Below are 25,648 nucleotides of genomic sequence, written 5' to 3'. Positions count from 1 at the left end.
TCACCGGCTCAGCCCCTGGAACGCGCGGATGGCCAGCGGGCAGAACACCGCGGCCAGCACCAGCGGCCCCACCAGCGCGAACAGCAGCGCGTGGTCGGCCGCCCAGGTCAGGCCCTGCAGATGGACGCCGGTGAACAGCTCGCGCACCGCGCTGGCCGTGGCCGACAGCGGGTTGTGCTCGGCGATCGCGCCCAGCCACGGCGGCATCGTGGACGGCTGCACGAACACCGTCGACAGGAACCCGATCGGCCACGACAGCAGCTGCACAGCACCGACCGCCTCCGGCGAGCCCACCCGCAGCCCCGCCCACACGCCGACCCAGAGCAGTCCGAACCGCAACCACAGCAGCAGCCCGTACGCCGCCAGCGCCGGCAGGACGCCGTTCTCCCACCGCCAGCCGAGCGCCAGCCCCGCCAGCGTGATCACCACGAGCTCCACGGCCGAGGTCAGCATGTCCGCCAGCACCCGGCCGAGCAGCACCGCCCCCGGCGAGATCGGCAGCGAGCGGAAGCGGTCGGTCACGGTCCTGGTCGCGTCGGTGGTGACCGCGATCATCGTGGTCTCGATGCCGGACAACATCGTGAAGGCCAGCACGCCCGGGATCACGAACAGGATGTACTGCGCCGCGCTGCCCGCGATCGCGCCGCCGAGCAGCCCGCCCATGAGCAGGATGACGAGCACCGGGAAGAACACCTGGATCGCGAAGCCGACCGGCCGCGCCCGCCAGTGCCGCAGCGTACGGCCGGCCAGGATCAGCGCCTCCCGCCAGACGTGGGTCCGCACCGGAGCCGTCGAGATCGTCGTCGTCATGAGGCCGCCACTCCCTCGTGCAGGTGCATGTAGACGTCTTCGAGCGTCGGCTCGCGCAGCTCCATGCGCGGTTCGCCGACGAGCTTCTTCAGGTCGCCGGGCGTGCCCTCGGCGATCACCCGGCCCTCGCGCAGGATCACCACGTCGTCGGCGAGCGCGTCGGCCTCGTCCAGGTACTGGGTGGTCAGCAGCACCGTCGTGCCGGCGGCGGTGAGCGCCCTGACCGACGACCACAGCTCGCGGCGCGCCTGCGGGTCCAGGCCGGTAGTCGGCTCGTCGATGAACAGCACCGCCGGGATGGTGATCAGCGACGTCGCCAGGTCGAGCCGTCTGCGCATGCCGCCGGAGAAGGAGCCCACCGGGCGCCTGCCCACCTCTTGCAGGCCCGCCGTACCGAGGAGCTCACCGGCCCGTTCGCGGGCGCGGCGGCGGTCGAGTCCGGCCAGCCGGCCGAACAGCTCGAGGTTCTCGCGGGCGCTGAGCACCTCGTCCAGAGCCGCGTACTGGCCGACGAGCCCGATCGAGGCCCGCACCCGCGTGCCCTCGGCCCGCACGTCCCATCCGGCGACCCGGACGACGCCCTCGTCCGCCCTGGTCAGCGTGGTCAGGATGCGGATCATCGTGGTCTTGCCCGCGCCGTTGCCGCCGAGCAGCGCGCAGACCCTGCCCGCCCTGACGGTGAGGTCGACGCCGTCGAGCGCGGGACGTTCGCTGCCCGGGAAGTGCTTGCGCACCCCTCTGGCGAAGATCGGTGCTGATTCGCTGGTCATGTGCCCTCCCTTCGTTTTAGACAATGTATAATACATCGTAAACAGATGGGAGCGCGGAATGGCGAAGAGAGCCGAACGGCCCGGAGACCCGATCAAGCTGATCGGCCTGCTGTGGAAACCCACCGAAGCGGTGAGCAGGTCCGGCCTGACGCCCAGACGCGTCACCGACGCGGCCATCGCGGTCGCCGACGCCGAGGGCCTCGACGCGCTCACCATCCGCAGGATCGCCGGCGACCTCGGCGTGAGCCCCATGGCCCTCTACCCACACGTCGCCGGGCGCGCGGAACTGATCGAGCTGATGCTCGACGCCGTCGCCGCCGAGGTGTACGCCACCGGCCCGCCCCCGGCCGAGGCGGCGACCTGGCGAGCCAGGATCGAACGCGTCGCCCAGGCCAACTGGGACCACCACATGGCCCACCCGTGGACCGTCGACGTCGCCCCCGGCCGCCCCGTGCCGGGACCCGGCGTATCAGGCAAGTACGAAGCCGAACTGGTCGCCCTGGACCGGCTGGGCCTCGGCGACATCGAGATGGACCAGACGCTCACCGCCGTGCTGGGCCTCGTCTCCAGCGCCGCCCGTGGGGTGATCTCGATGCGCCGTGTGTGGCAGGAGAGCTCCCTGACGGACGTGCAGTGGTGGGAGAGCGTCGCCCCCGCCCTCGCCGCCGCCATGGGCGGCGTCTCCTACCCCATCGCCCAGCGCGTCTCCACCACGGTCGGCGAAACCACCGGCATGTCCACCGACCCGGAGGGCGCGTTCCGCCTGGGACTCGACATGCTGCTGGACGGCCTGGCCCACCGCATCAAGTGACGCCGGCCACCGTGGGAAAAGTTAGAGCAGAGCCTTGTTGCGGAATCGCCAAGGCGGTGGTGTGCCACGAATCGGTCACGGGGACCCGGATGACCTTGTGGCGCCAGTGGAGGGGGTCGGCGAAGGTCCCAGGAACGGCCTGACGGTCGGCGCGGAGCCCGCCCCGATGGGCGGAAGCGCGCTCGAAGTCGTCTTTGGGTCATGCCATGGTCAGCCCATTCCTGGTGGACCTTTTTCGCCCGGACTCCTCCTCGTTCTCCCCTACGAACCCGACGCGCGCCCGTCCACGACCTCACCGGCCACGGCGGCCTCGCGCACGCCCGTCCCTCGCGCGGTGACCCGAATGGACCGCACCCGGAGAGCAACCACAACCCGGGCACCACGCACCTCGCGAGGGCGTTTCCACCCCTTTTCTAGCTGCTTGCCCCTACTGGCCGCCCTTTTGGACGTAGGAGCGCACAAACTCCTCTGCGTTCTCTTCGAGCACTTCGTCGATCTCGTCCAGGATCGCATCGACATCGTCCGTGAGCTTCTCCTGCCGCTCCTGGACGTCGGCGGACGCCGAGGCTTCGGTCTCCTCGACCTCGCTCTCGCGCCGCCCGGCCTGCTTCTGGCCGCCGGTGTCCTTTGTCGCCATGTCCTACCTACCTCCGCTTGGGGGACTGCCTCTAAGCCATATCTTCCCCGAACCGAGCGACATTTCGCGTCCATCACCGCGCGATCTTCGCCAGACCCGGAACCACAGCTCCACCCTACGTAAACCCGAGCCGGGCGCGACGGGTCCACCAGCGCCGCTGAACAGGGCCTCGGCGCCCCGGCCGGAAAAGGCGGTGTAGACCTGGAGGCCCGCCCGCGTGGTTACGGGCGGCGTTACGGCGGGCCAGCTGGCACGCCCTGCCCGCCGTCTCCCTGGACGGAGGGAGGGTGGTCGGCGGGTGGGGGTGGGGGCGGCTTGCCGTAACGGAAAGGCGAGATTGTGCCTGAAACACACAAAAGCGCCTTAACACACAGAAGAGCTCTAAACCCAAAAGGGGTGAGAGATTAATCGCCGCCGGTGAGGGCGGCGACCAGGTCGGCGGCGGTGCGGCAGCGGTCGAAGAGCTCGCCGACGTGGGCCTTCGTGCCGCGCAACGGCTCCAGGGTGGGGACGCGCTGCAGGGACTCGCGGCCCGGGATGTCGAAGATGACCGAGTCCCACGAGGCCGCCGCGACGGACTCGCTGTACTGGCGCAGGCAGCGGCCCCGGAAGTACGCACGCGTGTCGTTGGGCGGGTTCTCGACGGCGCGCTGCACGTCGTCCTCGGTGACCAGGCGCTGCATGCGGCCGCGGGCGACCAGGCGGTTGTAGAGGCCGCGGTCGGGCCGGATGTCGGAGTACTGCAGGTCGACGAGCTGCAGGCGGGGGTGGGACCAGGCGAGGCCGTCGCGGGTGCGGTAGCCCTCGAGGAGTTCGAGCTTGGCGACCCAGTCGAGTTCGCGCGAGAGCTGCATCGGGTCGTCGGCCAGGCGGGTGAGCACGGACTCCCAGCGGTCGAGGATGTCCTTGTTCATCTCGTCCTGGGCGGTGCCGCGCTCTTCGACGTACTTTCTGGCCTGCTCCAGGTATTCCATCTGCAGCTGGATGGCCGTCAGCTTGCGGCCGTCGCGCATGGCGATCTCGTAGCGGCAGGTGGGGTCGTGGGAGACCGCGCGCAGGGCCTGGACGGGGTTGTCGACGGCGAGGTCGCGGGTCAGGAAGCCGTCCTCGATCATGGCGAGCACGAGCGCCGTGGTGCCCAGCTTCAGGTATGTCGAAATTTCCGACATGTTGGCGTCGCCGATGATCACGTGCAGGCGGCGGTACTTCTCCGGGTCGGCATGCGGCTCGTCGCGCGTGTTGATGATGGGGCGCTTGAGCGTCGTCTCCAGCCCCACCTCGACCTCGAAGAAGTCGGCCCGCTGGGAGATCTGGAAGCCCTCGCCGCGCGAGTCCTGCCCGATGCCGACCTTGCCCGCACCGGTCACGACCTGCCGTGAGACGAAGAACGGCGTCAGGTGGCGGACGATGTCGGCGAACGGCGTGGCCCGGCGCATGAGGTAGTTCTCGTGGCAGCCGTAGGAGGCGCCCTTGGCGTCGGTGTTGTTCTTGTAGAGCTGGATCGGGGCGTTCGTGGGGATCGCCGAGGCGCGGGTGGCGGCGTCGTACATGACGCGTTCTCCGGCCTTGTCCCAGATGACGGCGGCGCGGGGGTTGGTGCACTCGGGAGTGGAGTACTCCGGGTGGGCGTGGTCGACGTAGAGCCGGGCGCCGTTGGTGAGGATGACGTTGGCCAGGCCGAGGTCCTCGTCGGTGAGCTGGCTGGGATCGGCCACCTCCCTGGCCAGGTCGAAGCCGCGCGCGTCGCGCAGCGGGTTCTCCTCCTCGAAGTCCCATCTGGCGCGGCGCGCCCGGGCCGCCGAGGCGGCCAGGTAGGCGTTCACGACCTGCGATGAGGTCACCATCGCGTTGGCGCCTGGCTGACCTGGTACGGAAATGCCGTACTCGGTCTCGATGCCCATCACCCGACGCACCGTCATGCGCACCTCTCGTCGTCCAGCCAAATCGCTATCCGCCGTTTATATGCCCGAGCCTATGCCCTTCACAGTGCCCCAAGGCCACAGAGTTATGGCACCGACGCCTTTTCGACCTGTGCGGAGGGCGCTGATGAGGTTCGGGATGACTTGCGTGGTCTGAGAAGTCGCTGGACCGGACGTTCGACGCACGCGTAGACGAGATAGGACACCAAGATCGCGGCGAGCGCGGTCACGAGGGCGATCAGCCACGGCGGCATGCCCCCCGCGAGCAGCGGGATGAGGACCACGGCCGCGGCCGAGTGGAACAGGTACAGCGGGTAGGTGGTGCCGCCCAGCGCGGTCAGCAGGCCGTTGGAGCGCATCCGCAGGAGCCCGAGCGCGACCAGCGCCATGACCACGAAGATCGCGGTGACGGTGAGGATGACGCCGAGGTCGGTGACCGGCATCGCGGCCGATCCGGCGGCTTTGACCCGGCGTTCGACGCGTTCGAGCGCGGCGTTGAGCGCCAGGGCCCAGCCGGCCACGACGTAGAGCCAGGGCAGCCAGGAGGAGCCGCGCCGGTGGATCAGGTAGAGGGACATGCCGGCGACGAAGTAGGGGGCGTAGGCGGGCATGACGATCTCGTTGACGACCGGGTTGTCCAGGAACAGGGCGCCGGTGGCGGCGGCCAGCCAGACGCCGCCGAGTATCAGGATCCGGTTGGCGGTGATGCCGATGAGGATCATGACGGCCATGATCAGGTAGAAGCGCAGCTCGGCCCAGAGCGACCAGTAGACGCCGACCGCGTCGATGCCCTTGAACAGGCGCTGGAACATGGTGGCGTTCAGGGCGTACTCGGCGCCGGTCAGCTTGGGGTCGGGCCCCTTGAGCGCGAGCACGCCGTACAGGCCGAAGGCGGCGGCGAGGCTCAGCCAGTAGGCCGGATAGAGGCGGACGAACCGGGAGCGGGCGAACGCCCCCAGCCCTCGGCCCCAGGCGCTCATGAGGATGACGAAACCGCTGATCATGAAGAACAGCTCGACGCCCAGGATTCCCAGCCCGGCCAGCGGGGCGACGGCGGGGAACAGTTCGGCGGGCTGCTCACCCCACACGGACTTGAAGGCCACCAGGTAGTGGAAGGCCACTACGGCCAGCGCCGCGACGAACCGCAGCAGATCCAGTTCAGCAAGCCGCTCCGGCGCCCGACGATGCACGCCCGCTTTGACGCGGCTCGTGCGTCACTTGGTTCCCATCTGTCCCATGTGTTTCTTCGCGACCCATAACTTTGGTTACGGCCCAGCCGCCCCTAGACCGGCCCCTCCGTCCCGATCACCAGGACCGTGGAGTCAGGCCCCAGCCGCAGCGCGCTCCGCGTGTCGTCGTCGAGGCTCATCAGCCCCGCCGTGCCCGTGGCGCCGCACGGCGAGACGCGCACGCCTTCCTCCCCCATCGCGGCGGCGGCCAGATCGGCCTGGGCGTCGGTCACGGTGACGAACGCGTCGGCGAGGTGCCCGAGGAGCCGGAAGGCCAGCAGGGAGGGCTCCAGGCAGTCGAGGCGGCCCAGCGAGGTCGGCGAGCCCTTCACCCGGAGCGGCTCGCCCGCCTGAACGCTCTCCAGCAGGCAGGGGGCGCCCTCGGGCTCCACCACGACGACCACCGGGTCCTCGCCCCACCGGTCGCGCACGTAGGCAGCGGCAGCCGCTGCCAGGCCGCCCACCCCCGCCTGCGCGAACACATGGGTGGGCGTGGCGCCCGCCTCGTGCGCCTCGTCGAGCAGGACGGTGTAGCCGCGCATGACGTCCAGGGGCACCCGGGTGTAGCCGGGCCAGGAGCTGTCGGAGATGAGCCGCCAGCCGTTGCCGGTGGCCGCCCGGAGGGCGTCGGCCATGCTCTCGTCGTAGTCGGCGCCGCTGCGCCGTACCTGGGCGCCGAGGGCGCGCAGCCGGGCGGCGAACTCCTCGGGCACCTCGTGGCTCAGATAGACCACGCAGGTGCCGCCGAGCGCCCTGGCTCCGGCGGCGACCGAGATCCCGTGGTTCCCGGCGCTGGCGCACACGAACGGCGCCCGTGCCGCCACCTCCCGCAGCAGCCCCTCCCCCGCGTCCGGCCCCGCCTCCTCGCTGACCAGCCTGGCCACCGCGTAAGCGCCGCCGAGCGCCTTGAAGCTCCCCAGCTCCATGCGGTCGCTCTCGTCCTTGACCAGCACCTGCCCGACGCCCTGCGCGGCGGCCAGCCGCGGCAGGCCGGCGAGCGGTGTCGGCTCGGCGGCGAAGTGGTCGCGGGCCTGACGGGCGTGCGCGACGCCGATCAGGTCTCGGTCCTTGCTGGTGTACGGCGAGCGGCCGGGATTGAGCATGGCGGCCATGCTAGGCGCCGAGGGCGGGTGGATCAGGGATAGAGGCGCAGGAGGTCGGATTCGGTCTCCCTGCGGACCACGATCCGGGCCTGTCCGTCCAGGACGGCGACGACCGGCGGCCGGGGCACGTGGTTGTAGTTGCTGGCCATCGAGCGCTGGTAGGCCCCGCTGGCGGGCACCGCGAGCACGTCGCCGGGCTCCAGGTCGCCGGGCAGGCGGGCGTCGTGGACGAGGACGTCGCCGCTCTCGCAGTGCTTGCCCACCACCGTGAACCCTCGGGCCGGAGCCGAGGACGCGCGGGAGGCCAGGACGGCCGTGTACGGGGCGCCGTACATCGCGGGGCGGGGGTTGTCGCTCATGCCGCCGTCCACGCTGACGTAGCCGCCCTTGATGGTGCCGCCCTTGATGGTGCCGACCGTGTACAGGGCGACGGTGGAGGGCCCGGCGATGGAACGGCCGGGCTCGACGGACAGGTGCAGGCCGCCGGTCTCCTTCTGCACGATGGTCACCAGGTCTGAGGGGGCGGGCGGCTGGGGGTCGCCGGGCCGGTAGGCGATGCCCAGGCCGCCGCCGAGGTCGAGGCGGTCGACGTCCATGGCGCGGGCGAAGGCGGTCATGCGCCGGGCGGCCTCGGCGAAGCCGTCCAGCTGGAGGATCTGCGAGCCGATGTGGGAGTGCAGGCCCGCCAGGCGCAGGGACGGCCGGGCGCGGACCAGGGCGACGGCGCGTTCGGCGTCGCCGGCCGCAAGGGAGAAGCCGAACTTGGAGTCCTCTCCGCCGGTCGCGATGGACTTGTGGGTGCGGGCGTCGACGCCGGGGGTGACCCGGATCATGACGGGCTGGACGGTCCCGTGCCCGGCGGCTATGGCGGCCAGCCGTTCCAGCTCGGCGAAGGAGTCCAGTACGACGCAGCCGACGCCCCACGCGACGGCGCGGCGCAGTTCGTGCTCGGACTTGTTGTTGCCGTGGAAGACGACGCGTCCGGGCGGCATGCCGCCGGCCTGGGCGACGGCCAGTTCGCCGCCGGTGCACACGTCGAGGTTGAGCCCGAGCCGGTCCAGCCAGCGCACGACCTCGGGGCACAGGAACGCCTTGCCGCCGTAGTGCACGTCGCCGCCGGGCAGCGCGTCGCGCCAGGCCTGCGCGCGGGCGCGGAAGTCGGCCTCGTCGAGGATGTAGGCGGGGGTGCCGTGCTCGCGGGCCAGGTCGGTGACGGCGAGGCCGCCGAGGTGCAGCACGCCGTCGTCCCATGTCGCGCTCGCCGGCCACACGCTGTCGATGCTCATGGCCCGTCAGCGTAGGAAGCGTGACGGGTGCCGGTCCCTCAGCATCGAGGCTTTCGATGCTGAGGGCCAGAAGCGTGCACATCCCTTGGGATCGGCGAGGTGCTCGCCAACGATGGCCGCCATGCGAAAACACCTGGTCATCGCGCTGGTCGCGGTGTGCGCGCTGGGCGCGGGCTGCGGCAGGTCGTCCTCCGGCACGACGGCGCCATCGGCCCCGGCGGCGGGCGGCAAGAGCGCCAAGGAGCTGGTGCCGCAGAGCGTCCGTGAGGCGGGCGTGCTGCGTGTGGCGACGTCGGAGGGCTATCCGCCGATGGAGATGTACAAGCCGGGCACGCAGGAGCTGACCGGCGTGGACCCGGATCTGGCCACGGCGATCGGCACCCGGCTCGGGCTGAAGACGACGGTGACGAACGCGGCGTTCGACGGGCTCATCCCGGGCCTGCAGGGCGGCCGGTGGGACGTCGCGATGTCGTCGCTGAGCGACACGGCGCAGCGCCGCCAGGCGGTCGACTTCGTGGACTACTTCAACGCGGGCGGCTCGGTGATGGTCAAGAAGGGCAACCCGGAGGGCATCACGTCGCTGGCGGACCTGTGCGGCAAGAAGGTCGTGCTGGCCAAGGGCTCGTCCAACCTGGAGATCGGCAAGCGCCAGAACGACAAGTGCGCGAAGAAGATGGAGATCCTGCAGAGCGAGGACGCGCCGACCGGCCTGCTGACGATCGACTCGGGCCGGACGGTCGCGACGATCGTGGACTCGCCGGTGGCGTACATGTTCGCCAAGGAGACCGGCAAGTACGAGGTGCTGGCCGAGCAGTACGACGCGGGTCCCTGGGGCATCGCGGTCGGCAAGCAGAACACGGGCCTGCGTGACGCGATCGCCAAGGCGCTGCAGGAACTGGTCGACGACGGCTCCTACAAGGCGATCCTCGACAAGTACGGCACCGGCCCCAACGCCGTCTCCAAGGTGACGATCAACACGGGTGCCCCGTGACGGCCGAGCTTCCGATCGAGGCGGTGAAGCCGCGGCGGCCGGGACCGATGGTCGCCGCGGCCGCCGCCGCGCTGGGGCTGGTGTGGCTGGCGTACACGGTCGTCGTCAACCAGAACCTGCACTGGGACGTGATCGTGGCGTTCCTGTTCGACGGCAGGATCCTGGGCGGGCTGCTGGTCACGATCGCGCTGACGGTGCTGTCGATGGGGCTGGGCGTGGTGCTGGGGGTGACGGCGGCGGTGATGCAGCTGTCGGACAGCCCGGTGCTGCGCGGCGCCTCCGCGCTGTACACGTGGTTCTTCCGCGGCACGCCGCTGCTGGTGCAGCTGATCTTCTGGTTCAACATCGGGCTGGTGTTCCCGGTGATCGGGATCGGCGTGCCGTTCGGCGGGCCGATGCTCGTGGAGTGGCAGGCGCACCAGCTGATCACGCCGTTCATCGCGGCGCTGCTGGGGCTGACGATCAACGAGGGCGCGTACATGGCGGAGATCGTCCGGGCGGGCATCCGCTCGGTGGATCCCGGCCAGCGCGAGGCGGCCGAGTCGCTCGGCATGTCGCACAGGAAGATCCTGCGCCGGGTGGTGCTGCCGCAGGCGATGCGGGTGATCATCCCGCCGACCGGCAACCAGTTCATCTCGATGCTGAAGACGACGTCGATGGTGTCGGTGATCGCCGGGGCCGAGTTGCTGACCGTCTCGCAGCGCATCTACCTGGAGAACTTCGAGGTGATCGCGCTGCTGGTGGTGGCGTCGCTGTGGTACCTGCTGCTGACGAGCGTCGCCAGCGTCGGCCAGCACTTCCTGGAAAGACGCTTCAGCAGGGGGTACGCGTCGTGAGCATGGTCAGGCTGCAGTCGGTCAGGAAGAGGTACGGCGCGCTGGAGGTGCTCAAGGGCGTCAGCCTGGAGGTGCCGGAAGGCGGCGTGGTGTGCGTCGTGGGCCCGTCGGGCTCCGGCAAGTCGACGCTCCTGCGGTGCGTGAACCGGCTGGAGACGATCGACTCGGGCCGCGTCTGGGTGGACGGCGAGCTCGTCGGCTACCGGGAGCGGGCCGGGCGGCTGCACCTGCTGCGGCCGGATGAGCTGTGCGGGCAGCGGCAGAAGGTCGGCATGGTGTTCCAGCGTTTCCACCTGTTCCCGCACATGACGGCGCTGGAGAACGTGATGGAGGGCCCGTGCGCCGTCCAGCGGGTGCCGCGCGCGGAGGCGGCGCGGCGGGCCGGTGAGCTGCTGGTGCGGGTGGGGCTGGCCGACCGGGCCGGGCACTACCCGTCGCAGCTGTCGGGCGGCCAGCAGCAGCGGGTGGCGATCGCCCGTAGCCTGGCCATGAACCCGAAGGTGATGCTGTTCGACGAGCCGACCAGCGCCCTGGACCCGGAGCTGGTGCAGGAGGTGCTGGCGGTCATGCGCGACCTGGCGGCGAGCGGGATGACCATGATCGTGGTGACGCACGAGATGGGCTTCGCCCGGGAGGCGGGTGACCACCTGGTGTTCGTGGACGACGGGCAGATCGTGGAGGAGGGCCCGCCGCGCGAGGTGCTGGCGAATCCCCGGCACGAGCGCACCCGGGCGTTCCTCGGGCAGGTGCTGTGATGCTGGACCTGCTCATCACGGGCGCGCGCCTGGCCGACGGCACCGGCGCGCCGCTGCGCCCGGCCGACGTCGGCGCGCGGGACGGCCGCGTGGTCCTCCTGCCGCCCTCGACCCCCTCTCAGGGGTACGGCCCCGCCCTGGACACCGGATCTCAGGGGTACACCCCAGGCGCCGGATCTCGGCCGGATCCCCGGGCGCGGGTGGTGCTGGACGGGGCCGGGATGGTGGTGGCGCCCGGGTTCATCGACGTGCACACCCATTCCGACGCCGCCTCGCTGTTCGGCCCCGAGTTCGCGGAGCTGGCCGCGGCGCCGGTGCGGATGGGGGTGACGACGGAGATCTGCGGCAACTGCGGGTCGAGCCTGTTCCCCGCGCTGCCGGAGCGGCTGGAGGAGCTGTCGCGGTCAAGCCGGACCTCTTTCGGCGGACGGGTACCGATATTTCGGGACTTCGCGGGGTTTGCGGAGGCGCATGCCGGGGCGCCCCGGGCCAACCATCTCGCCTCGCTGGTCGGGCACGGCACGCTGCGGGCCGGGGTGGTCGGGTATGAGGACCGGGCGGCTTCGCCGCACGAGCTGGACGTCATGTGCGGGCTGCTCGGCGACGCGCTCGCGGCGGGCGCGGCCGGGCTGTCCACCGGCCTGATCTACACGCCGGGCACCTACGGCGGGACCGACGAGGTGGTCGCGCTGGCGAGCGTGGCCGCGCGCCACGGCCGGCCGTACGTGACCCATCTGCGCGATGAGATGGCGCGCGTGGAGGAGGCGCTGGAGGAGGCGGCGGAGATCGCCCGCAGGAGCGGCGCGGCGCTGCATGTCTCCCACCACAAGACCGCGGGCAGGCACGCCTGGGGCAGGACCGAGCGAACCCTCGCCCGGCTGGCCGAGCTGCGCGCCGGCGGCATGGACGTCACCTGCGACGTCTACCCCTACACCGCGGGCAGCACGTCGCTGTCGGCGATGCTGCCGCCGTGGGCCAACGACGGCGGCACCCCCGCGCTGCTGGAACGGCTGCGCGACCAGGCCCAGCGCGACAGGATGCGCCACGCGATCGCCGAGGGCGTGCCCGGCTGGGAGAACACGGTCGGCAACGGCGGCTGGGACCTCATCTCGGTGGCCTCGGCCGTGGGGCACCGCGAACTGGAGGGCCGCACGATCGCCTCGCTCGGCGGCGACCCGGTGGACGCGGCGGCCGAGCTGCTGCTGGCCGAGGGCGGCCAGGTGACGATCATCAGCCATTCGATGCGCGAGGACGACGTGCGCCGGGTGCTGGCGGCGGAGTTCACGATGATCGGCTCGGACGGGGTGCCGAAGCCGGGGCGGCCGCATCCGCGGATCGCCGGGACGTTCCCGCGGGTGCTGGGGCACTACGCGCGTGAGGAGGGCCTGTTGTCGCTGGAGGCGGCGGTGCACAAGATGACCGGGATGGCCGCGGCACGTTTCGGCCTCGCCGGTCGCGGGGTGCTGCGCGACGGGGCCCATGCCGATCTGGTGATGTTCGACCCGGCCGTGATCGCGGACGCGGCCACCTACGCCGACCCGCTGCTCCCCCCTCGGGGGCTGGCGGCTGTTGTGGTGGCGGGCGAGCTGGCCGTGTCCGGCGGCGTGCCGACCGGCGCCACGCCGGGCGGGATCGTCACCCCATGACGCTCGACGAGCTCGCGGCGGCCTGTCCCGGCACGCTGGCGGTGGCCGTACGCCGCCCCGGCGGCGGATTCGGCGTCAACGAGGACGCCGAGCTGCCCCTGGCCAGCGTCGGCAAGCTTCTCCTGCTGGCCGAGGTGGCGATGAGCATCGACGGCGGCATCCTCGACCCGGCCCTGCCCGTGCGCCTGGAGGAGGAGGACTATTGCGGCGGCTCAGGCCTGCTGCTGGGGCTGAGCGCGCGCACGTGGAGCGTCGCGGACCTGGCGCTGATGACCGCGGCCGTGAGCGACAACACCGCCACCAACGCGCTCCTGCGCACGGTCGGCCTCGACCGGGTCAACGCGGCCGGGGCGGCGCTCGGCCTGACCCGTACGCGGCTGCTGGACCGCATCCGCGAGCCGCGCGGCCCGGAGCACCCGCCGACGTTCGCCGTGGGGACCGCGGCGGAGCTGGCCGGCCTGGCGGCGCTGGTGGCCGGGAGCAACGGCTGGCAGGTGCAGCTGCGCGAGTGGATGCTGGCCAACACCGACCACACGCTCGTGCCCGCGCTGGTGCGGCACGACCCGGAGGGCGCGTGGCTGGCCAACAAGACCGGCACCGACGACGGCGTGCGGGCCGACGTCGGGCTGATGGGCGAGCGGGCCTACGCCGTGCTCGCCTGCGGCCCGGCCGGCAGCGAGGACGACCTGGCCGCCGCCGTACGCCAGGCGGGCCTGCTCATCGCGGCCTGACCTGGGCTGATTAGGGTAGGCCCACGTCCGTTCGACAGAGGAGGCCGCATGCTCGGCAGCCATCGTCTCCGGGTGCTGCTGGAGGTGTTCCGCACCGGCAGCATCGCGGGGGCCGCGCGCGGCCTGAAGCTGTCGCCGTCGGCCGTCTCCCACCAGCTGGCCAAGCTGGAGGAGGAGGCGGGCGTCGGCCTGGTGGAGCGCAACGCGCAGAGCCTGCGGCTGACCGAGGCCGGCCGCCGGCTGGCCCACCGGGCGCAGGAGGTCGTCGACATCCTGGAGGCGGCCGAGAAGGACCTGCTGGCCCAGGCCAGGGTCGACGCGGGCGAGCTGCGGATCGGCTTCTTCGCCTCGGCCGGGTACCGCCTGCTGCCGCTGGCCCTGTCGCGCTTCGCCACCCGCTATCCGAGCGTGCGGCTCGACCTGGTGGAGGGCCAGCCGTACGAGCTGCTGCCCGATCTCGAGCGCGGCGCGCTCGACGTGCTCGTGGTCTTCGAGCACGCGCTGGATCCGTGGAAGTGCCCGGACGGGGTGGAGGTCCTGCACCTGTTCGACGAGCCGCAGCTGCTCGTGGTGCCCGCCGGGCACCAGGCCGCCCAGCGTCCCCGGGTACGGCTGGCGGAGCTGGCCGACGAGCACTGGATCACGACGTTCGGCGCCGAGCATCCGGTTTCGACGCTGGAGCGGGCCAGCGCGCTGGAGGGCTTCACCCCGCAGGTGCGCTGCCGCAGCGACCACTACGAGGTGACGATCGGCCTGGTGCGCGCCGGGCTGGGCGTGGCGCTGGTGCCGAGCCTGGGCCTGCAGGGCGTCACCGGCGTCCAGGTGTGCCGGCTCGTCAACCAGCGCCTCTACCGCCGCATCGGCGTGGCCCGCCGCCCCACCAACCCGAACCCGGCGGCCCGCTCCTTCATCGCCTACCTGCGCACCGCCGCCGCGCAACTGCTCAACTCGCTGGACCCCGGACTGCGTTGAGGCCCCCGGAGAAACGGAAGGGCCGCGCGGAGGAGATCCGCGCGGCCACCTCACGTCCGTGGCGTTACAGGTACTGGCCCGTGTTGGCGACGGTGTCGATGGAACGGCCGGCCTCGGATCCCTGCTTGCCGGAGACCAGGGTGCGGATGTAAACGATCCGCTCGCCCTTCTTTCCGGAGATCCGCGCCCAGTCGTCCGGGTTGGTGGTGTTGGGCAGGTCCTCGTTCTCGGAGAACTCATCGACGCAGGCCGCCAGCAGGTGCTGCACCCGCAGGCCCTTCTGCCCCGTCTCCAGGAACTGCTTGATCGCCATCTTCTTGCCCCGGTCGACGATGTTCTGGATCATCGCGCCGGAGTTGAAGTCCTTGAAGTACAGGACTTCCTTGTCGCCGTTGGCGTAGGTCACCTCGAGGAAGCGGTTCTCCTCGCTCTCGGTGTACATGCGCTCCACGACGCTCTGGATCATGCCCGCGATGGTGCCCTCGCGCGACTCGCCGTGCTCGCTGAGGTCCTCCGGGTGCAGGGGAAGTCCGGTGACGAGGTACTTGGAGAAGATGTCCTTCGCCGCCTCGGCGTCCGGCCGCTCGATCTTGATCTTGACGTCCAGGCGGCCGGGCCGCAGGATCGCCGGGTCGATCATGTCCTCGCGGTTGGAGGCGCCGATGACGATGACGTTCTCCAGGCCCTCGACGCCGTCGATCTCCGACAGCAGCTGGGGCACGATGGTGTTCTCGACGTCGGAGCTGACGCCAGAGCCTCGGGTGCGGAAGATCGAGTCCATCTCGTCGAAGAACACGATCACCGGGGTGCCCTCTGAGGCCTTCTCACGCGCCCGCTGGAAGACCAGGCGGATGTGCCGCTCGGTCTCACCGACGTACTTGTTGAGCAGCTCCGGGCCCTTGATGTTGAGGAAGAAGCTCTTGCCTTCCTGGCCGGTCTTCTCGGCGACCTGCTTGGCCAGCGAGTTGGCGACCGCCTTGGCGATGAGCGTCTTGCCGCAGCCGGGCGGGCCGTACAGCAGCACGCCCTTCGGGGGCCTGAGCTTGTGCTCGCGGAAGAGGTCGGCGTGCAGGTAGGGCAGCTCGATGGCGTCCCTGATCTGCTCGATCTGCCGCATGAGGCCGCCGATCTCCTCGTAGGAGATGTCGGGGACCTCTTCGAGCACCAGCTCTTCGACTTCGGACTTGGGAATGCGCTCGTAGACGTAGCCGGAGCGCGGCTCGAGCAGCAGCGAGTCGCCGGCCCTGATGGGCTGGTCGACCAGCGACTCGGCCAGGCGCACGACGCGTTCCTCGTCGGCGTGCGAGATGACCAGGGCGCGCTTGCCGTTGTCGAGTAGTTCCTTGAGCATCACGATCTCGCCGACCTCTTCGTAGCCGAGTGCCTCGACCACGTTGAGCGCCTCGTTGAGCATGACCTCCTGGCCACGCCGGAGCGAGTCGACGTCGACGGCCGGACTGACGTTCACGCGGAGCTTGCGCCCTCCGGTGAACACCTCGATCGTGCCGTCTTCTCTGGCCTCCAGGAAGGTGCCGAACCCGGATGGCGGTTGTGCCAGCCGGTCCACCTCTTCCTTGAGGGCGACGATCTGGTCCCTGGCCTCCTTGAGGGTTGCCACCAGGCGTTCGTTCTGGCCGGTCACCGCCGCCAGATTCGCCTGGACCTCATGGAGACGTTCTTCTAGGACCCTGGCCTGACGGGGTGACTCGGCCAGCTTCCGCCTCAGCGCGGTGATCTCCTCTTGGAGGAAGGAGACCTGTGTTGTGAGATCAGCGACCTCCCGTTCGCGCTGCGCGGCTCGAGCCTCAGCATCATCGCGAGCTGCCACGCCCCGTCACCTCCTTCCCAGTCGAGGGCGACTACTAAGGACCTTACCTATCTCGGGCCCCTCCGTAACCTGGCCGGGCAGTGTTCGTAGAGTGACATTCGGTATTCGGTGAATAATCCCCAATGGTGCGTTTAATCCTGCCAGCATATGAACACGGCGAGATGTTCCCGTGTCACGCACCAACGCACCCTCGTGGCCAAATTGTCATAGTTCTTCGGTGGTCCCCTTCGGTCGTCTGCGGCGCGGCGGCGGTGTGACGCCGTCGGCCATGCGGCGGGCGGTGACGAGGAACCCGGTGTGGCCGATCATCCGATGATCAGGCCTTACGGCCAAGCCCTCGACATGCCAGTCGCGAAGGAGGGTCTCCCACGCATGGGGCTCGGTGAAACTCCCGTGATCCCGAATCGTCTCCACCGTCTTGGACATCTGGGTCGTCGTGGCGACGTAACAGCAGATGACCCCACCCGGGGTGAGGGCCTTGGCGGCGGCGTCCACGCACTCCCACGGGGCCAGCATGTCGAGGACGACCCGGTCGACGTCGATCTCGTCGATGCTCTCGTTGAGGTCACCGACGACCAGCCGCCAGGTGTCGGTCTCGCCGCCGTAGAACTTCTCGACGTTCTTGCGGGCGACGTCGGCGAACTCCTGGCGGCGCTCGTACGACGTGACGTGTCCCTCAGGGCCGACGGCCCGCAGCAGGAAGCAGGTCAGGGCGCCGGAGCCGACCCCCGCCTCGATCACCCGCGCGCCCGGGAAGACGTCGGCCATGCCGACGATCATCGAGGCGTCCTTCGGGTAGATCACGGCGGCGCCGCGCGGCATCGCCAGCGTGTAGTCCTGCAGCAGGTGCCGGAAGGCGAGGTACTGGGTGCCGCCGGAAGAACGCACCACCGAGCCCTCGGGCTGGCCGATCAGCTCGCCGTGGGGGATGGCGCCCTTGTGGGTGTGGAAGACGCCGTCCTCCTTGAGCGTGATCGTGTGGCGCTTGTTCTTGGGGTCGGTGAGCTGCACCTGATCCCCCGCCTGGAAAGGCCCATGCCTGCGGAAACCCATGGCGGCAAGGTTATAGGGATTTCGACTGGTCCCAGACGCGCGATATGAAGGGGGGATGTTCCCGCGCGATGTGATCTCCGCCGGGCCGCTGCTGCTGCGGCCCCCCACCGCCGCCGACACCGAGGCTGTCGTGGAGGCCTGTGACGACCCGGTGACGGCCCGTTTCCTGCCGTTCCTCCCCTCGCCCTACACGGCCGAGGACGCCCGCGGCTACCTGCGCGTGGCCGAGGAGAAGTGGGCGAAGGGCGGTGCGGAGTTCGCGATCACCCGTGAGGGCCGTTTCGTGGGCTCGGTCGGACTGCAGCCGATCGACCGCTATGGCACCACCTCGGTCGGCTACCTGGTCGCGCCGCACGCCCGCGGCACCGGCGTGGCCAGCACGGTCGCCAGGGCGCTGGCCGACTGGGCGCTCGACCACGGGGCCGCCCGCGTCGAGCTTGAAGCCGAGGTGACCAACCTCGCCAGCCTGCGCGCCGCCTACAAGGCCGGGTTCCGGCAGGAGGGCATCAGGCGCGACGGCAAGCGGCTGCGCGACGGCAGCAGGAACGACCAGGTGACGTTCGGCAGGGTGGCGGGCGAGCCGGTCGAGACGGCGGAGCCGTACTTTCCCTTCTTCCCCGGCGGTCACCTCACCGACGGCGTGGTACGGCTGTCGCCGATCGGCGAGCGGCACGCCGAGGGCTTCCTGGCCATGATGAACGACCCGGTCGTGCGCTCGTACTCGATGGCGCCTCCCGGCCCGCTGTCCGACTACGTGCGGCGCTGCCGCTACACGGGCTTCTGGTGGATGTCGGGCCAGCGGGTGGAGGTGGCGATCGAGGACGCGGCCACCGGCGCCTTCGCCGGGCACGCGCAGCTGGTGAACGTGACCCAGCTGCTCCACCAGGCCATGGTCGGCTACTCGCTGCTGCCGGACTTCCGCGGCCGGGGCTTCATGAGCCGGGCGCTGGCGCTGCTGGTGGAGTGGGCGTTCGAGGCCACTCCGCTGCGCCGCCTGACGGCCGGCACCGTCGTGGACAACACCGCCTCCCACCGGGTGCTGGAGCGGGCCGGCTTCACCCGCGAGTACGTGCACCGGCAGCTCCTCCCCCGCGTCGACGGGAGCTGGTCGGACGATGTGGAGTGGCTGCTGCTGCATCCCAAACTGGGGGAAAAATCCTGATTACCGGTTGAAGGTCTGGCCAACGGTGGATTTGGGAGGTAATAGTCGAAACCACCGACCCATCAGGCACCGCCGGCCGTTGGGACTTCCATGAGAATCAGCCGCACCGACGTCGCTGTGCACGATCTCATCCAGGACTTCTCCCGCGTGGACGTGGGGGCGCTCATCGATCGCCTGGCCCGGTCGGCGGCGGTCGTGACGGCCGCCGGGTACGCCGGGTTCGTCCAGGTGGATCCGCTCCAGGAACTGGCCCGGTCCGTCGCCCTGCACGGCCCGCCGGGCGACCCGCTGCGCGTGCGGGCCTGGCTGGCCGAGTCCGGGGTGCTGAAGGAGCTGGCCGTCTGCCACCGGCCCGTGCTGCTGGCCCGTGACGCGCCGGTGGGCGAGCCGGGGTTCCTGGCGGTGCCGGTGCCGCTGGCCACGAGGGAGCAGGCGTTCCTGTGGATCGCCGGACGGGACTTCGACGACTTCGACACCCACCTGCTCGGCCGCTTCGCCACGGCCGCCGGACGGGCGCTGGAGGCGGCCAGCGGCATGGAGGCCGCCGTCCGCCTCCTCCGCGGCGTCCAAGCCTTCGCCCCCTGACCCTCGCCCTTCCGGCCTCCTGACCACCCATCGCAGGCCTTCACCCTCTGGCCACCCGTCCGGATTTTCCATCTGACCGTGCGTGTGAGGGCCTGTTCGGGCGTAGAGCGCGCTTGTTCAGGGTGGCGTGTCGGGGTCAGGGGCCGGCGGTGTGGAGGGCGTCGCGTAGCAGGGCGTCCACCTGGCGGGCGAGCCGGTCGACGTCCACGTCACCCCGCAGGTCGAGCTCGGTCACCTGCTGCCCCACCCGCAGCTTCAGCGTGACCCCCCGCCCGCGCACCCGCAGCCACATCTCCACGGTACGGCCCAGCGCCTCCGCCTGAGTCTCGGCCTCCACCGCCACCAGCAGTTCCGGCGGCCCGGAACCCATCCGGCCAGGCCCCGGCGGCGCCGTACGCAGGCTGACCCGCCCGCGCAGCGCGTCCACGTCGCGCAGCCACTCCTCCAGGGAGTGCAGCAGGTCGGCCTCCCCCTCCAGCGTGATGTCCGTCATGGCTCTCATTTCACGATCGAGGCGGTCCGGGCGGAGGTCACCCGGATCAGGTCCTGGGGCGCGAGCTCCAGCTCGAGCCCGTGCCGCCCGCTGGGGATGTAGACGCTGTCCTGCCCGGCCGCGCCCGCGTCGAGCACCGACGGCAGGTACGGCAGCGCCACCGGGCTCAGGACGTCGGCCGCGATCGCCTCGCCGATGCGTTCGACGTCGGCCCGCGTGGCGACCCTGGCGGCGCCGGCGCCGAACGCGGCGGCCAGGGCGTTCTCGTCGATGCGGCCCTCGATGGCGGCGATGGCCAGGACGGCGTGGTGGCCCAGGTAGAGGACGACGGCCTTGAGCATGCGGGGCGGCGGGACGCCGAGTGCCAGCGCCACGGCGGCGCGGGACTTGGTGTGGGCGGGGTCGTGCGGATAGGGGTGGACGGCGAAAGGCGTACGCGTTTTGCGGAGAATGCGCATGGCCGTGGTCTCGATGGGGGTGGAACGGCTTTTCCTGGCGGGCCGCGCTCGCCGTACCTGAAAGTCACGATATTTCGGGGAAAATACATATAAATAGTCAATGAAGGCTTCGGCGAGTTCCACCGCGTCGGCGGCCTCCTGGCGGGTGAGCGGGGCGGTGCCGAGGTGGGCGGCTTCGTTGCCGAGTTCGCGCAGTTCCTCGGCCCAGCTCAGCAGCCAGCCGTCGATCCGGCCGGCCGACCGGAGCTCGCGCAGGGCGTGGAAGAGCGTGCGGCCGGTGATGCCGTGGTCGGCGCAGACCGCCTCCAGCAGGCGCCGCACGTGCAGCACCGCAGCGGCCGCCGAGCCCGCGCGCAGGCCCGCCCTGGCCTGGGTGAGCTCGGCCCGCACGAGGACCGGAACCTGCTCGCCGATCTCCCGCCCACGCGATGGCCACAGCACCTCGGCGGGGCGGGCGGGCAGGTCATCGGGGTCGGCGTCCGGCGCCGGCTCCCCGGACAGCAGCAGCATCACCTGGCGGCAACTCTGGCAAGCGGCCAGTACGAAAGGCCGTAATTCGGACGGGAGAAAAACCCGGTGCGGCGCGTCCGCTTCACGAGCCAGAGTCTGCCGTCCGCAACCCGGGCAATCGACGTCGAATTTCGCCCCCCACCGCGCCACAGAACGGAAGATATTCGATCACATAAACTGCATCAAGGGCGTAATCTCCCAGTATGAAGACCTGGCCGTTCGCCGGGCGCAGGCAGGAACTGGAACATCTGGTCCGCCTCGCGCGTGACCCGACCGCGCAAGGGGTGCTCGTCGCCGGTCCCGCCGGGGTGGGCAAGAGCAGGCTCGCCGGGAAGATCCTGGAGGCCTTCCGGCCGGGCCGGGTCACCCTCCTGCCGATCACCGCGACCAAGGCGGCCAGCGGCATCCCCAACGGCGCGCTGGCCGACCTCATCCCCCGCGACCACCCGCCCCACCTGGTCAACACGCTGCGCTGGGCGGGCGAGGAACTCCTCAAGCAGGCCCGCGGCCGCACCCTCGTCCTCGCCGTGGACGACGCGCACCTGCTCGACAGCCACTCGGCCGAGGTCGTCGCCTCCCTGGTACGGGGCCGGCAGGCCCGCCTCGTGGCCACGCTCCGCACCGGCGAGCCCGCGCCCGACTCGATGACGGGCCTCTGGCGCGACGGCCATGTCCGCCGCCTCGACGTGGAGCCGTTCAGCGACGCCGACCTCGTGGCCGTGCTCGCCGCCGCGCTCGGCGGGCCGCCCGACGACGCCACCGCCCGGCGCCTGGGCGAGATCACCGAGGGCAACGCGCTGTTCCTTCAGGAGGTCGTGACGGCGGCGCGCGCCGCTGGATCGCTCCACCCCATCCAGGGCGTGTGGAAGCTGACCGGCGACCCGCCCTTGGCCCCGCGCCTGGCCGACCTCATCCACGAACGCATCGGCGCCCTGTCACCGGCCCTGAAGGCGGTGCTGGAGTACACGGCCTTCGCCGAGCCGGTGGGCGCCAGGACCCTGTCGGCCCTGTGCTCGGAGGAGGCGGTGCTGGAGGCGGAGGAACGCGGCCTCATCAAGGTCGCCGTGGACCGCCGCCGTGAGATCGCCCGCCTCGGCCACCCCCTCTACGGCGAGGTCGCCCGCGACCACTGCCCGGAACTGCGCCGCCGCCGCAGGCACGCCGACCTCGTCGCCGCCGTCGAACCCACCGGCCTGCGCCGCGTGGAGGACCTCGTCCGCGTCACCGTCTGGCGGCTGACCGCCGGCCTGGGCGCGGCCCCGGAGCCGCTGCTGGCCGCCTGCCGCCTCGCGTGGGCCGCACACGACTACCCGACCGCGATCCGCCTGGGCGAGGCCGCGGTCGAGGCCAGCATCGACGCCGGCACAGCCCGCGGCACCACGGGGGCGACCGCGGGAAACACGGGAAACACGGGAAACACGGCGGCGGCTATCCAGTTGGCCACCGTCCTCGACTACGCCCAGCAGCCCGATCGTGCCCGCGCGGTCCTGGACGCCGTTCCCCCGCCCCGCGACGAACCCGGCCGCGCCCGCCTGGTCCAGGCCGTCGCCAGCAACCTGGCCTGGGGCATGGACCGCCTGGGCGACGCCCTCGACCTGCTGGCCACCACCGAGAAGTCCCTGCGAGACCCGGCCCTGCGCCTGCAACTGGCCACCCGCCGCCTGTCCCTGACGGCCTCGGCCGCCCGCCCCGCCGACGCCCTCCACCTGAGCGACACCCTCCTGACGTCCGGCACACCCCCACCCCCGCACCGCCACCCCCTGACCGGCCCACCGGCCCTTGTGCCGCCGTCCACCATCCGACCGGTGGAAGAGCACCCGGACACCGGCGACCCCGTCCCGCTCAAGGCCATCGTCACCGGCACCTCCGGCATGCCAGTACCGGAGGACGCCCCCCTCCCCCAGGCGGCCACCCTCCCGGAGGAAGCGGCTCTCCCCGACGCGGTTGCCTTCCACGGCGAGGTGCCAGGACAGACGCGCGGGGTGCACCTGGGCCCAGTGCTACGGGCCCAGGTGCTGAACTCGCGAGCCCTGGCCCTCTGCTACTCCGGCCACACCAGGGAGGCGGCCGAACTGGTCCGCGAGGCCCTGGACGAGGCCCAGTCCTGGCGCGACGGCATCCCCGCCCTGGTCTCGCCCCTGCACTCCACCTGGGCCATGTGCGGCTACTTCGCCGGCGACCTCCCCCTCATGGACCAGGCGATCGCCTCCATGCGCGCCGAACTGGCCGGTCAGCGCGGATGGTCGCGCGGCGAAGGCAGCCTGGCGCTCTCCCGGGGCCACGCGGCGACCCTCAGAGGCGAACTGGGCGCCGCACTCCTCATCCTCCACTCCCCGGCCAACCACGAGACCGCCGTGACCGTAGGCGGCTGTATGGGGGCGTACGCGGCGGTTCAGGCGCTTAGGGGTGACGCCCCGGCCGCCCGCGCGACCCTGCGCGCCGCCCTGGACCGCAACCGCGCCACGTGGACGGCGTTCACCCGCTGGGTGGCGCTGACCCGCGTCTGGATAGCCGCCGCGGCCGGCGAACTGGAACACGCCGCCGAACTCGCCCTCACCGCCGCCGCGGAGTGCCGCGAGGCGGGCCTGTCGGCGTTCGAGTCGGTGGCCCTGCACGACGCGGTACGCCTCGGCGCACCCCACTCCGCCCTCCCCCGCCTGGAAGAGCTCGCCTCAGTGATGGACGGCTCCAGGGTACGGCTGGCCGCCCGCCAGGCCCGCGCCCTGGCCGCCGACGACCCGAACGGCCTCCTGGACGTGGCAGCCGGCTTCGACACCCTGGGCATGCGCCTGCACGCGGCGGAGGCAGCCGCCCAAGCCGCCTCCCTGCTCCGCCACACAAAGGGAGAAAAGGCCGCCCGGGCAGCCGCCACGGAAGCCTGGTCCCTGGCCGGAGCCTGCCAGGGCGTCGACACCCCCGCCCTGCGCGGCCTGGCAGCCCCCAACCTCACCAGCCGGGAACTCCAGGTGGCCAAACTGACGGCCGCCGGTCTGAGTCACCGCGAGATCGCCGAACGCCTGGGCATCGCCATCCGAACCGCCATGAACCACCGCAACCAGGCCTACTGGAAACTGGGCGTCAACTCCCCCGCCGAACTGGCCAAGGCCCTGACCCGCCACTGACCCTGCCGCGTGTCCGGGCGTCCTTCAGGGCGCCTCTGGGTGTGGTGGGCGCGGTCGGGTGGCCGACGTTGCGCACGTCACGGCGGGGCGGGCGCGCGGCCGATGACCGTTCCCCTGGAGGGCCGCACGCCACCTGCGGCGGGTGGGGGTGGGCGGGGCTTGCCGTAACCCCAAAAAGGCCGTAACCCTAAAGGCCGCAACGCGAGAAGCCGTGACGCGAGAAGCCGTGACGCGACAAGACCAGCAGTCCAAAGAGAAGGGACGCGTCTCTCGAAATGAGATGCGGTCAGCCTCGGTGCGCTTCGAAGCGCATGGTGCGGGAGACGCCGACGCGGACGGTGGTGCCGGGGGTGATGGTGACGGGCTCGTTCGGGGGAATGTCGTAGAAGTTCGGGTCGCCGGGCGGCTGGATCTGGGTGCCGTTGACGGAGCCGAGGTCGACGAGGTTGACGTCCCAGCCGTCCAGGGCGACGCGCAGGTGGCGGCGGGAGACCGAGCCGTCGGGGCTGGTGACCTTGGCGGGGCGGGCGGTGCCGCCGGCCACCTCGGGAGCGCGCTCGGGGTCGCGGCCCAGCAGGTAGTCGGCCTCCAGGGGCAGCGCCATGCCGTCGTCCAGGATGAGGACGCCGAGCGACGGGCGCGGGCCCTTGTAGGGGACGAGCGTGCGCTGCACGAGCGCGATGCCGCAGACCGCGCAGTAGGGGACGCGGGGGTCGTTGAAGTGGTCGTTCTTGCAGTCCACGCCGTAGACCATGGGGCGCTGGTCGCCGTCGGACGGCGCGGCGCCGTTGCCGGCGGGCTGCTCGTCGTGCCTCGGCGCCGCGCCCATGGGCGCTGACGACGGCAGCGGCGGGGGCGTCTGCTGCGGCGGCGGGCCCCACGGGTCCTGCGCGGGCTGCTGTCCGGACGACGCGCCCTGCTGGTCGAACGGGGGCTGGTCGAACGGGGGCTGGTCGAAGGGCGGCTGGTCGAAGGGGGAGGGCTGCTGCTGCGCCTCGAAGGGCGGCTGGTCGAACGTGGACTGCTGCTCGAACGGCGGCTGGTCGAACGAGGGCTGCTGCGGCTCGTACGGGGGCTGGTCGAAGTGCTGCTCGGGCACCGGCTGCGGGCCGGACGGCGGGCGCTCCTCGCGGGCCGGCTCCGGGCTCGGCATCGGGTACGGAGCCATCTGCACGGGAGCCGGCTCCGGCTTGGGCTGCGGCAGGAGGTCCGGGTCCATGTGGATGGCGGTGTGCGGGAGCTCCTCGGTCAGCGGCCGCGAAGCCGAGCGCCGTTCGGCGGGCTTTGCGGGCGCGGGGGAAGGAGCGGCGGGCGCATGGGCGGGGGCGTCGATCATGTCCGCGACCAGGCCCGCGCCGCCGACCACGCCCCCGTCGAACTGAACCGCCGGATGCGGCTGCCCCGCCCCCGGCAGGCTCAGCTCGACCCGGTGCACGTGTCCGGCGATGAGCCGGTCAGCCCAGGTGAGGGAGTCGCTGCCGGACAGGCGGGTCTCGCCGTCGGCCGTGGTGACCGTGGCGGTGGCCGCCCCGCTGACGAGTACGGCCACGCCGCCGCCCACCGGCCCGGCCACGGCGCAGGTGGCCGGGTCGCCGGTCATCGCGCGGGCCAGCGCCTGGGCGGCGCGGCGGGCTAGGGCCCTGCCGTCGCCACCGGTGGCGGCGGTCTCCCGCAAGGCCTCGATCAGCTCGGTTCCGGTCGCCTCAGAAGCGTCGCATACCAGCAGCAGGCCGCCCACGTAGGCGACCAGCCCGTTGCCAGGAAGCGGACGCACCACTCCGAAGCCCTGGTCCGTCACTGAACCTCTCCTCCCCGGAAGCCGGCGGTTGTGCGGCACCGGCACCTTGGTGCTGGCCGCCAGCCTTACGCATACCCAGTCGGCCGCGGAGCCAAGGTCTCGATTCGGTGAAACCCCTGGACCGTGGCAAACCCCGCACTGGT

General features: G+C 71.4%; 21 protein-coding genes and 1 pseudogene. 10 read left to right on the top strand and 12 right to left on the bottom strand.

What is annotated here, in order from left to right:
* Together HNR40_RS32745 and HNR40_RS32740 are read right to left on the bottom strand one after the other, a co-directional pair.
* A complete protein-coding gene (locus HNR40_RS32745; RefSeq protein ID WP_184968252.1) occupies positions 1-810 on the bottom strand; it encodes an ABC transporter permease in 810 nt (269 codons plus the stop codon).
* A gap of 56 nt (positions 811-866) precedes the next feature.
* Positions 867-1,580, bottom strand: a pseudogene (locus tag HNR40_RS32740) (ABC transporter ATP-binding protein); the annotation flags it as partial.
* Between the two features lie 58 nt (positions 1,581-1,638).
* Here HNR40_RS32740 and HNR40_RS32735 point away from each other — a divergent pair.
* On the top strand, positions 1,639-2,391 hold the full coding sequence (locus HNR40_RS32735) for a TetR/AcrR family transcriptional regulator (protein ID WP_184968248.1): 753 nt from the start codon (positions 1,639-1,641) through the stop codon (positions 2,389-2,391).
* Between the two features lie 427 nt (positions 2,392-2,818).
* On the opposite strand, the gene HNR40_RS32730 is transcribed toward HNR40_RS32735, so the two are convergent.
* The 5 genes from HNR40_RS32730 to lysA all read right to left on the bottom strand — a co-directional run bounded on the left by HNR40_RS32730 (position 2,819) and on the right by lysA (position 8,565).
* On the bottom strand, positions 2,819-3,028 hold the full coding sequence (locus tag HNR40_RS32730; RefSeq protein WP_184968246.1) for a ubiquitin-like protein Pup: 210 nt from the start codon (positions 3,026-3,028) through the stop codon (positions 2,819-2,821).
* 404 nt (positions 3,029-3,432) lie between these two features.
* The gene (gene dop, locus HNR40_RS32725; protein WP_221341153.1) at positions 3,433-4,947 is read right to left on the bottom strand and encodes a depupylase/deamidase Dop; all 1,515 of its coding nucleotides are present in this window, start codon (positions 4,945-4,947) and stop codon (positions 3,433-3,435) included.
* Between the two features lie 86 nt (positions 4,948-5,033).
* Positions 5,034-6,137, bottom strand: coding sequence for an acyltransferase family protein (locus tag HNR40_RS32720; protein WP_184968244.1), 1,104 nt, complete (start codon positions 6,135-6,137; stop codon positions 5,034-5,036).
* Positions 6,138-6,229: 92 nt separating this feature from the next.
* Positions 6,230-7,279, bottom strand: a complete 1,050-nt coding sequence (locus HNR40_RS32715; RefSeq protein ID WP_184968242.1) for a diaminopropionate ammonia-lyase — start codon at positions 7,277-7,279, stop codon at positions 6,230-6,232.
* A gap of 32 nt (positions 7,280-7,311) precedes the next feature.
* Positions 7,312-8,565: a diaminopimelate decarboxylase gene (gene lysA / locus HNR40_RS32710; RefSeq protein WP_184968240.1), complete on the bottom strand. Its 1,254-nt coding sequence runs from the start codon at positions 8,563-8,565 to the stop codon at positions 7,312-7,314.
* Positions 8,566-8,686: 121 nt separating this feature from the next.
* On the opposite strand from lysA, the gene HNR40_RS32705 reads away from it, so the two are divergent.
* The 6 genes from HNR40_RS32705 to HNR40_RS32680 are packed head-to-tail and all read left to right on the top strand — an operon-like array spanning position 8,687 to position 14,496.
* Positions 8,687-9,556, top strand: a complete 870-nt coding sequence (locus tag HNR40_RS32705; RefSeq protein WP_184968238.1) for an ABC transporter substrate-binding protein — start codon at positions 8,687-8,689, stop codon at positions 9,554-9,556.
* Positions 9,553-10,392, top strand: a complete 840-nt coding sequence (locus HNR40_RS32700; protein WP_312896608.1) for an amino acid ABC transporter permease — start codon at positions 9,553-9,555, stop codon at positions 10,390-10,392. Before HNR40_RS32705 ends, HNR40_RS32700 begins: the two co-directional genes overlap by 4 nt.
* Before the next feature lie 2 nt (positions 10,393-10,394).
* Entirely contained in the window at positions 10,395-11,147 is a 753-nt protein-coding gene (locus HNR40_RS32695) for an amino acid ABC transporter ATP-binding protein (RefSeq protein WP_184968922.1), read from the top strand.
* Positions 11,147-12,793 carry an N-acyl-D-amino-acid deacylase family protein gene (locus HNR40_RS32690; protein ID WP_184968236.1) on the top strand — a complete coding sequence of 549 codons (1,647 nt, stop codon included), beginning with the start codon at positions 11,147-11,149 and terminating at the stop codon, positions 12,791-12,793. Before HNR40_RS32695 ends, HNR40_RS32690 begins: the two co-directional genes overlap by 1 nt.
* Positions 12,790-13,524 carry a serine hydrolase gene (locus tag HNR40_RS32685; protein ID WP_184968234.1) on the top strand — a complete coding sequence of 245 codons (735 nt, stop codon included), beginning with the start codon at positions 12,790-12,792 and terminating at the stop codon, positions 13,522-13,524. Before HNR40_RS32690 ends, HNR40_RS32685 begins: the two co-directional genes overlap by 4 nt.
* A 48-nt stretch (positions 13,525-13,572) precedes the next feature.
* Positions 13,573-14,496, top strand: a complete 924-nt coding sequence (locus HNR40_RS32680; RefSeq protein WP_184968232.1) for a LysR family transcriptional regulator — start codon at positions 13,573-13,575, stop codon at positions 14,494-14,496.
* A gap of 64 nt (positions 14,497-14,560) precedes the next feature.
* Here HNR40_RS32680 and arc read toward each other — a convergent pair whose 3' ends face one another.
* Both arc and HNR40_RS32670 read right to left on the bottom strand, forming a co-directional pair.
* A complete protein-coding gene (gene arc, locus HNR40_RS32675; protein WP_184968230.1) occupies positions 14,561-16,324 on the bottom strand; it encodes a proteasome ATPase in 1,764 nt (587 codons plus the stop codon).
* 204 nt (positions 16,325-16,528) lie between these two features.
* Complete coding sequence (locus tag HNR40_RS32670) at positions 16,529-17,377, bottom strand: tRNA (adenine-N1)-methyltransferase (protein WP_184968228.1); 849 nt, start codon at positions 17,375-17,377, stop codon at positions 16,529-16,531.
* A 55-nt stretch (positions 17,378-17,432) separates the two neighbouring features.
* Here HNR40_RS32670 and HNR40_RS32665 point away from each other — a divergent pair, with 55 nt between their 5' ends.
* Both HNR40_RS32665 and HNR40_RS32660 read left to right on the top strand, forming a co-directional pair.
* Entirely contained in the window at positions 17,433-18,539 is a 1,107-nt protein-coding gene (locus tag HNR40_RS32665; protein WP_184968226.1) for a GNAT family N-acetyltransferase, read from the top strand.
* A 90-nt stretch (positions 18,540-18,629) separates the two neighbouring features.
* Positions 18,630-19,124, top strand: a complete 495-nt coding sequence (locus HNR40_RS32660; RefSeq protein ID WP_184968224.1) for a hypothetical protein — start codon at positions 18,630-18,632, stop codon at positions 19,122-19,124.
* A gap of 136 nt (positions 19,125-19,260) precedes the next feature.
* Here HNR40_RS32660 and HNR40_RS32655 read toward each other — a convergent pair whose 3' ends face one another.
* The gene (locus tag HNR40_RS32655) at positions 19,261-19,617 is read right to left on the bottom strand and encodes an effector-associated constant component EACC1 (RefSeq protein ID WP_184968222.1); all 357 of its coding nucleotides are present in this window, start codon (positions 19,615-19,617) and stop codon (positions 19,261-19,263) included.
* 5 nt (positions 19,618-19,622) lie between these two features.
* Entirely contained in the window at positions 19,623-20,585 is a 963-nt protein-coding gene (locus HNR40_RS32650; RefSeq protein WP_246509744.1) for a DUF4145 domain-containing protein, read from the bottom strand.
* Positions 20,586-20,788: 203 nt separating this feature from the next.
* Between HNR40_RS32650 and HNR40_RS32645 the strand changes: the two genes are divergently transcribed.
* Positions 20,789-23,707 (top strand): helix-turn-helix transcriptional regulator, encoded by a 2,919-nt coding sequence (locus HNR40_RS32645; RefSeq protein ID WP_184968218.1) that lies wholly within the window; start codon positions 20,789-20,791, stop codon positions 23,705-23,707.
* A gap of 286 nt (positions 23,708-23,993) precedes the next feature.
* Here HNR40_RS32645 and HNR40_RS32640 read toward each other — a convergent pair whose 3' ends face one another.
* Entirely contained in the window at positions 23,994-25,505 is a 1,512-nt protein-coding gene (locus HNR40_RS32640) for an FHA domain-containing protein (RefSeq protein WP_184968216.1), read from the bottom strand.
* Positions 25,506-25,648 lie beyond the last annotated feature (143 nt).

This window comes from Nonomuraea endophytica, from assembly GCF_014203235.1.
Lineage (GTDB): Bacteria > Actinomycetota > Actinomycetes > Streptosporangiales > Streptosporangiaceae > Nonomuraea > Nonomuraea endophytica.
This window is presented reverse-complemented; position numbering and strand designations above follow the sequence as displayed.

Coding starts and splice junctions, on each gene's coding strand:
- HNR40_RS32715 (WP_184968242.1), bottom strand. CDS start 7,279: ATGCTCAATCCCGGCCGCTCGCCGTACACCAGCAAGGACCGAGACCTG.
- HNR40_RS32680 (WP_184968232.1), top strand. CDS start 13,573: ATGCTCGGCAGCCATCGTCTCCGGGTGCTGCTGGAGGTGTTCCGCACC.
- HNR40_RS32650 (WP_246509744.1), bottom strand. CDS start 20,585: ATGCTGCTGCTGTCCGGGGAGCCGGCGCCGGACGCCGACCCCGATGAC.
- HNR40_RS32685 (WP_184968234.1), top strand. CDS start 12,790: ATGACGCTCGACGAGCTCGCGGCGGCCTGTCCCGGCACGCTGGCGGTG.
- HNR40_RS32745 (WP_184968252.1), bottom strand. CDS start 810: ATGACGACGACGATCTCGACGGCTCCGGTGCGGACCCACGTCTGGCGG.
- HNR40_RS32695 (WP_184968922.1), top strand. CDS start 10,395: ATGGTCAGGCTGCAGTCGGTCAGGAAGAGGTACGGCGCGCTGGAGGTG.
- lysA (WP_184968240.1), bottom strand. CDS start 8,565: ATGAGCATCGACAGCGTGTGGCCGGCGAGCGCGACATGGGACGACGGC.
- HNR40_RS32730 (WP_184968246.1), bottom strand. CDS start 3,028: ATGGCGACAAAGGACACCGGCGGCCAGAAGCAGGCCGGGCGGCGCGAG.
- HNR40_RS32665 (WP_184968226.1), top strand. CDS start 17,433: ATGTTCCCGCGCGATGTGATCTCCGCCGGGCCGCTGCTGCTGCGGCCC.
- HNR40_RS32660 (WP_184968224.1), top strand. CDS start 18,630: ATGAGAATCAGCCGCACCGACGTCGCTGTGCACGATCTCATCCAGGAC.
- HNR40_RS32705 (WP_184968238.1), top strand. CDS start 8,687: ATGCGAAAACACCTGGTCATCGCGCTGGTCGCGGTGTGCGCGCTGGGC.
- HNR40_RS32645 (WP_184968218.1), top strand. CDS start 20,789: ATGAAGACCTGGCCGTTCGCCGGGCGCAGGCAGGAACTGGAACATCTG.
- dop (WP_221341153.1), bottom strand. CDS start 4,947: ATGACGGTGCGTCGGGTGATGGGCATCGAGACCGAGTACGGCATTTCC.
- HNR40_RS32735 (WP_184968248.1), top strand. CDS start 1,639: ATGGCGAAGAGAGCCGAACGGCCCGGAGACCCGATCAAGCTGATCGGC.
- HNR40_RS32670 (WP_184968228.1), bottom strand. CDS start 17,377: ATGGGTTTCCGCAGGCATGGGCCTTTCCAGGCGGGGGATCAGGTGCAG.
- HNR40_RS32655 (WP_184968222.1), bottom strand. CDS start 19,617: ATGACGGACATCACGCTGGAGGGGGAGGCCGACCTGCTGCACTCCCTG.
- HNR40_RS32690 (WP_184968236.1), top strand. CDS start 11,147: ATGCTGGACCTGCTCATCACGGGCGCGCGCCTGGCCGACGGCACCGGC.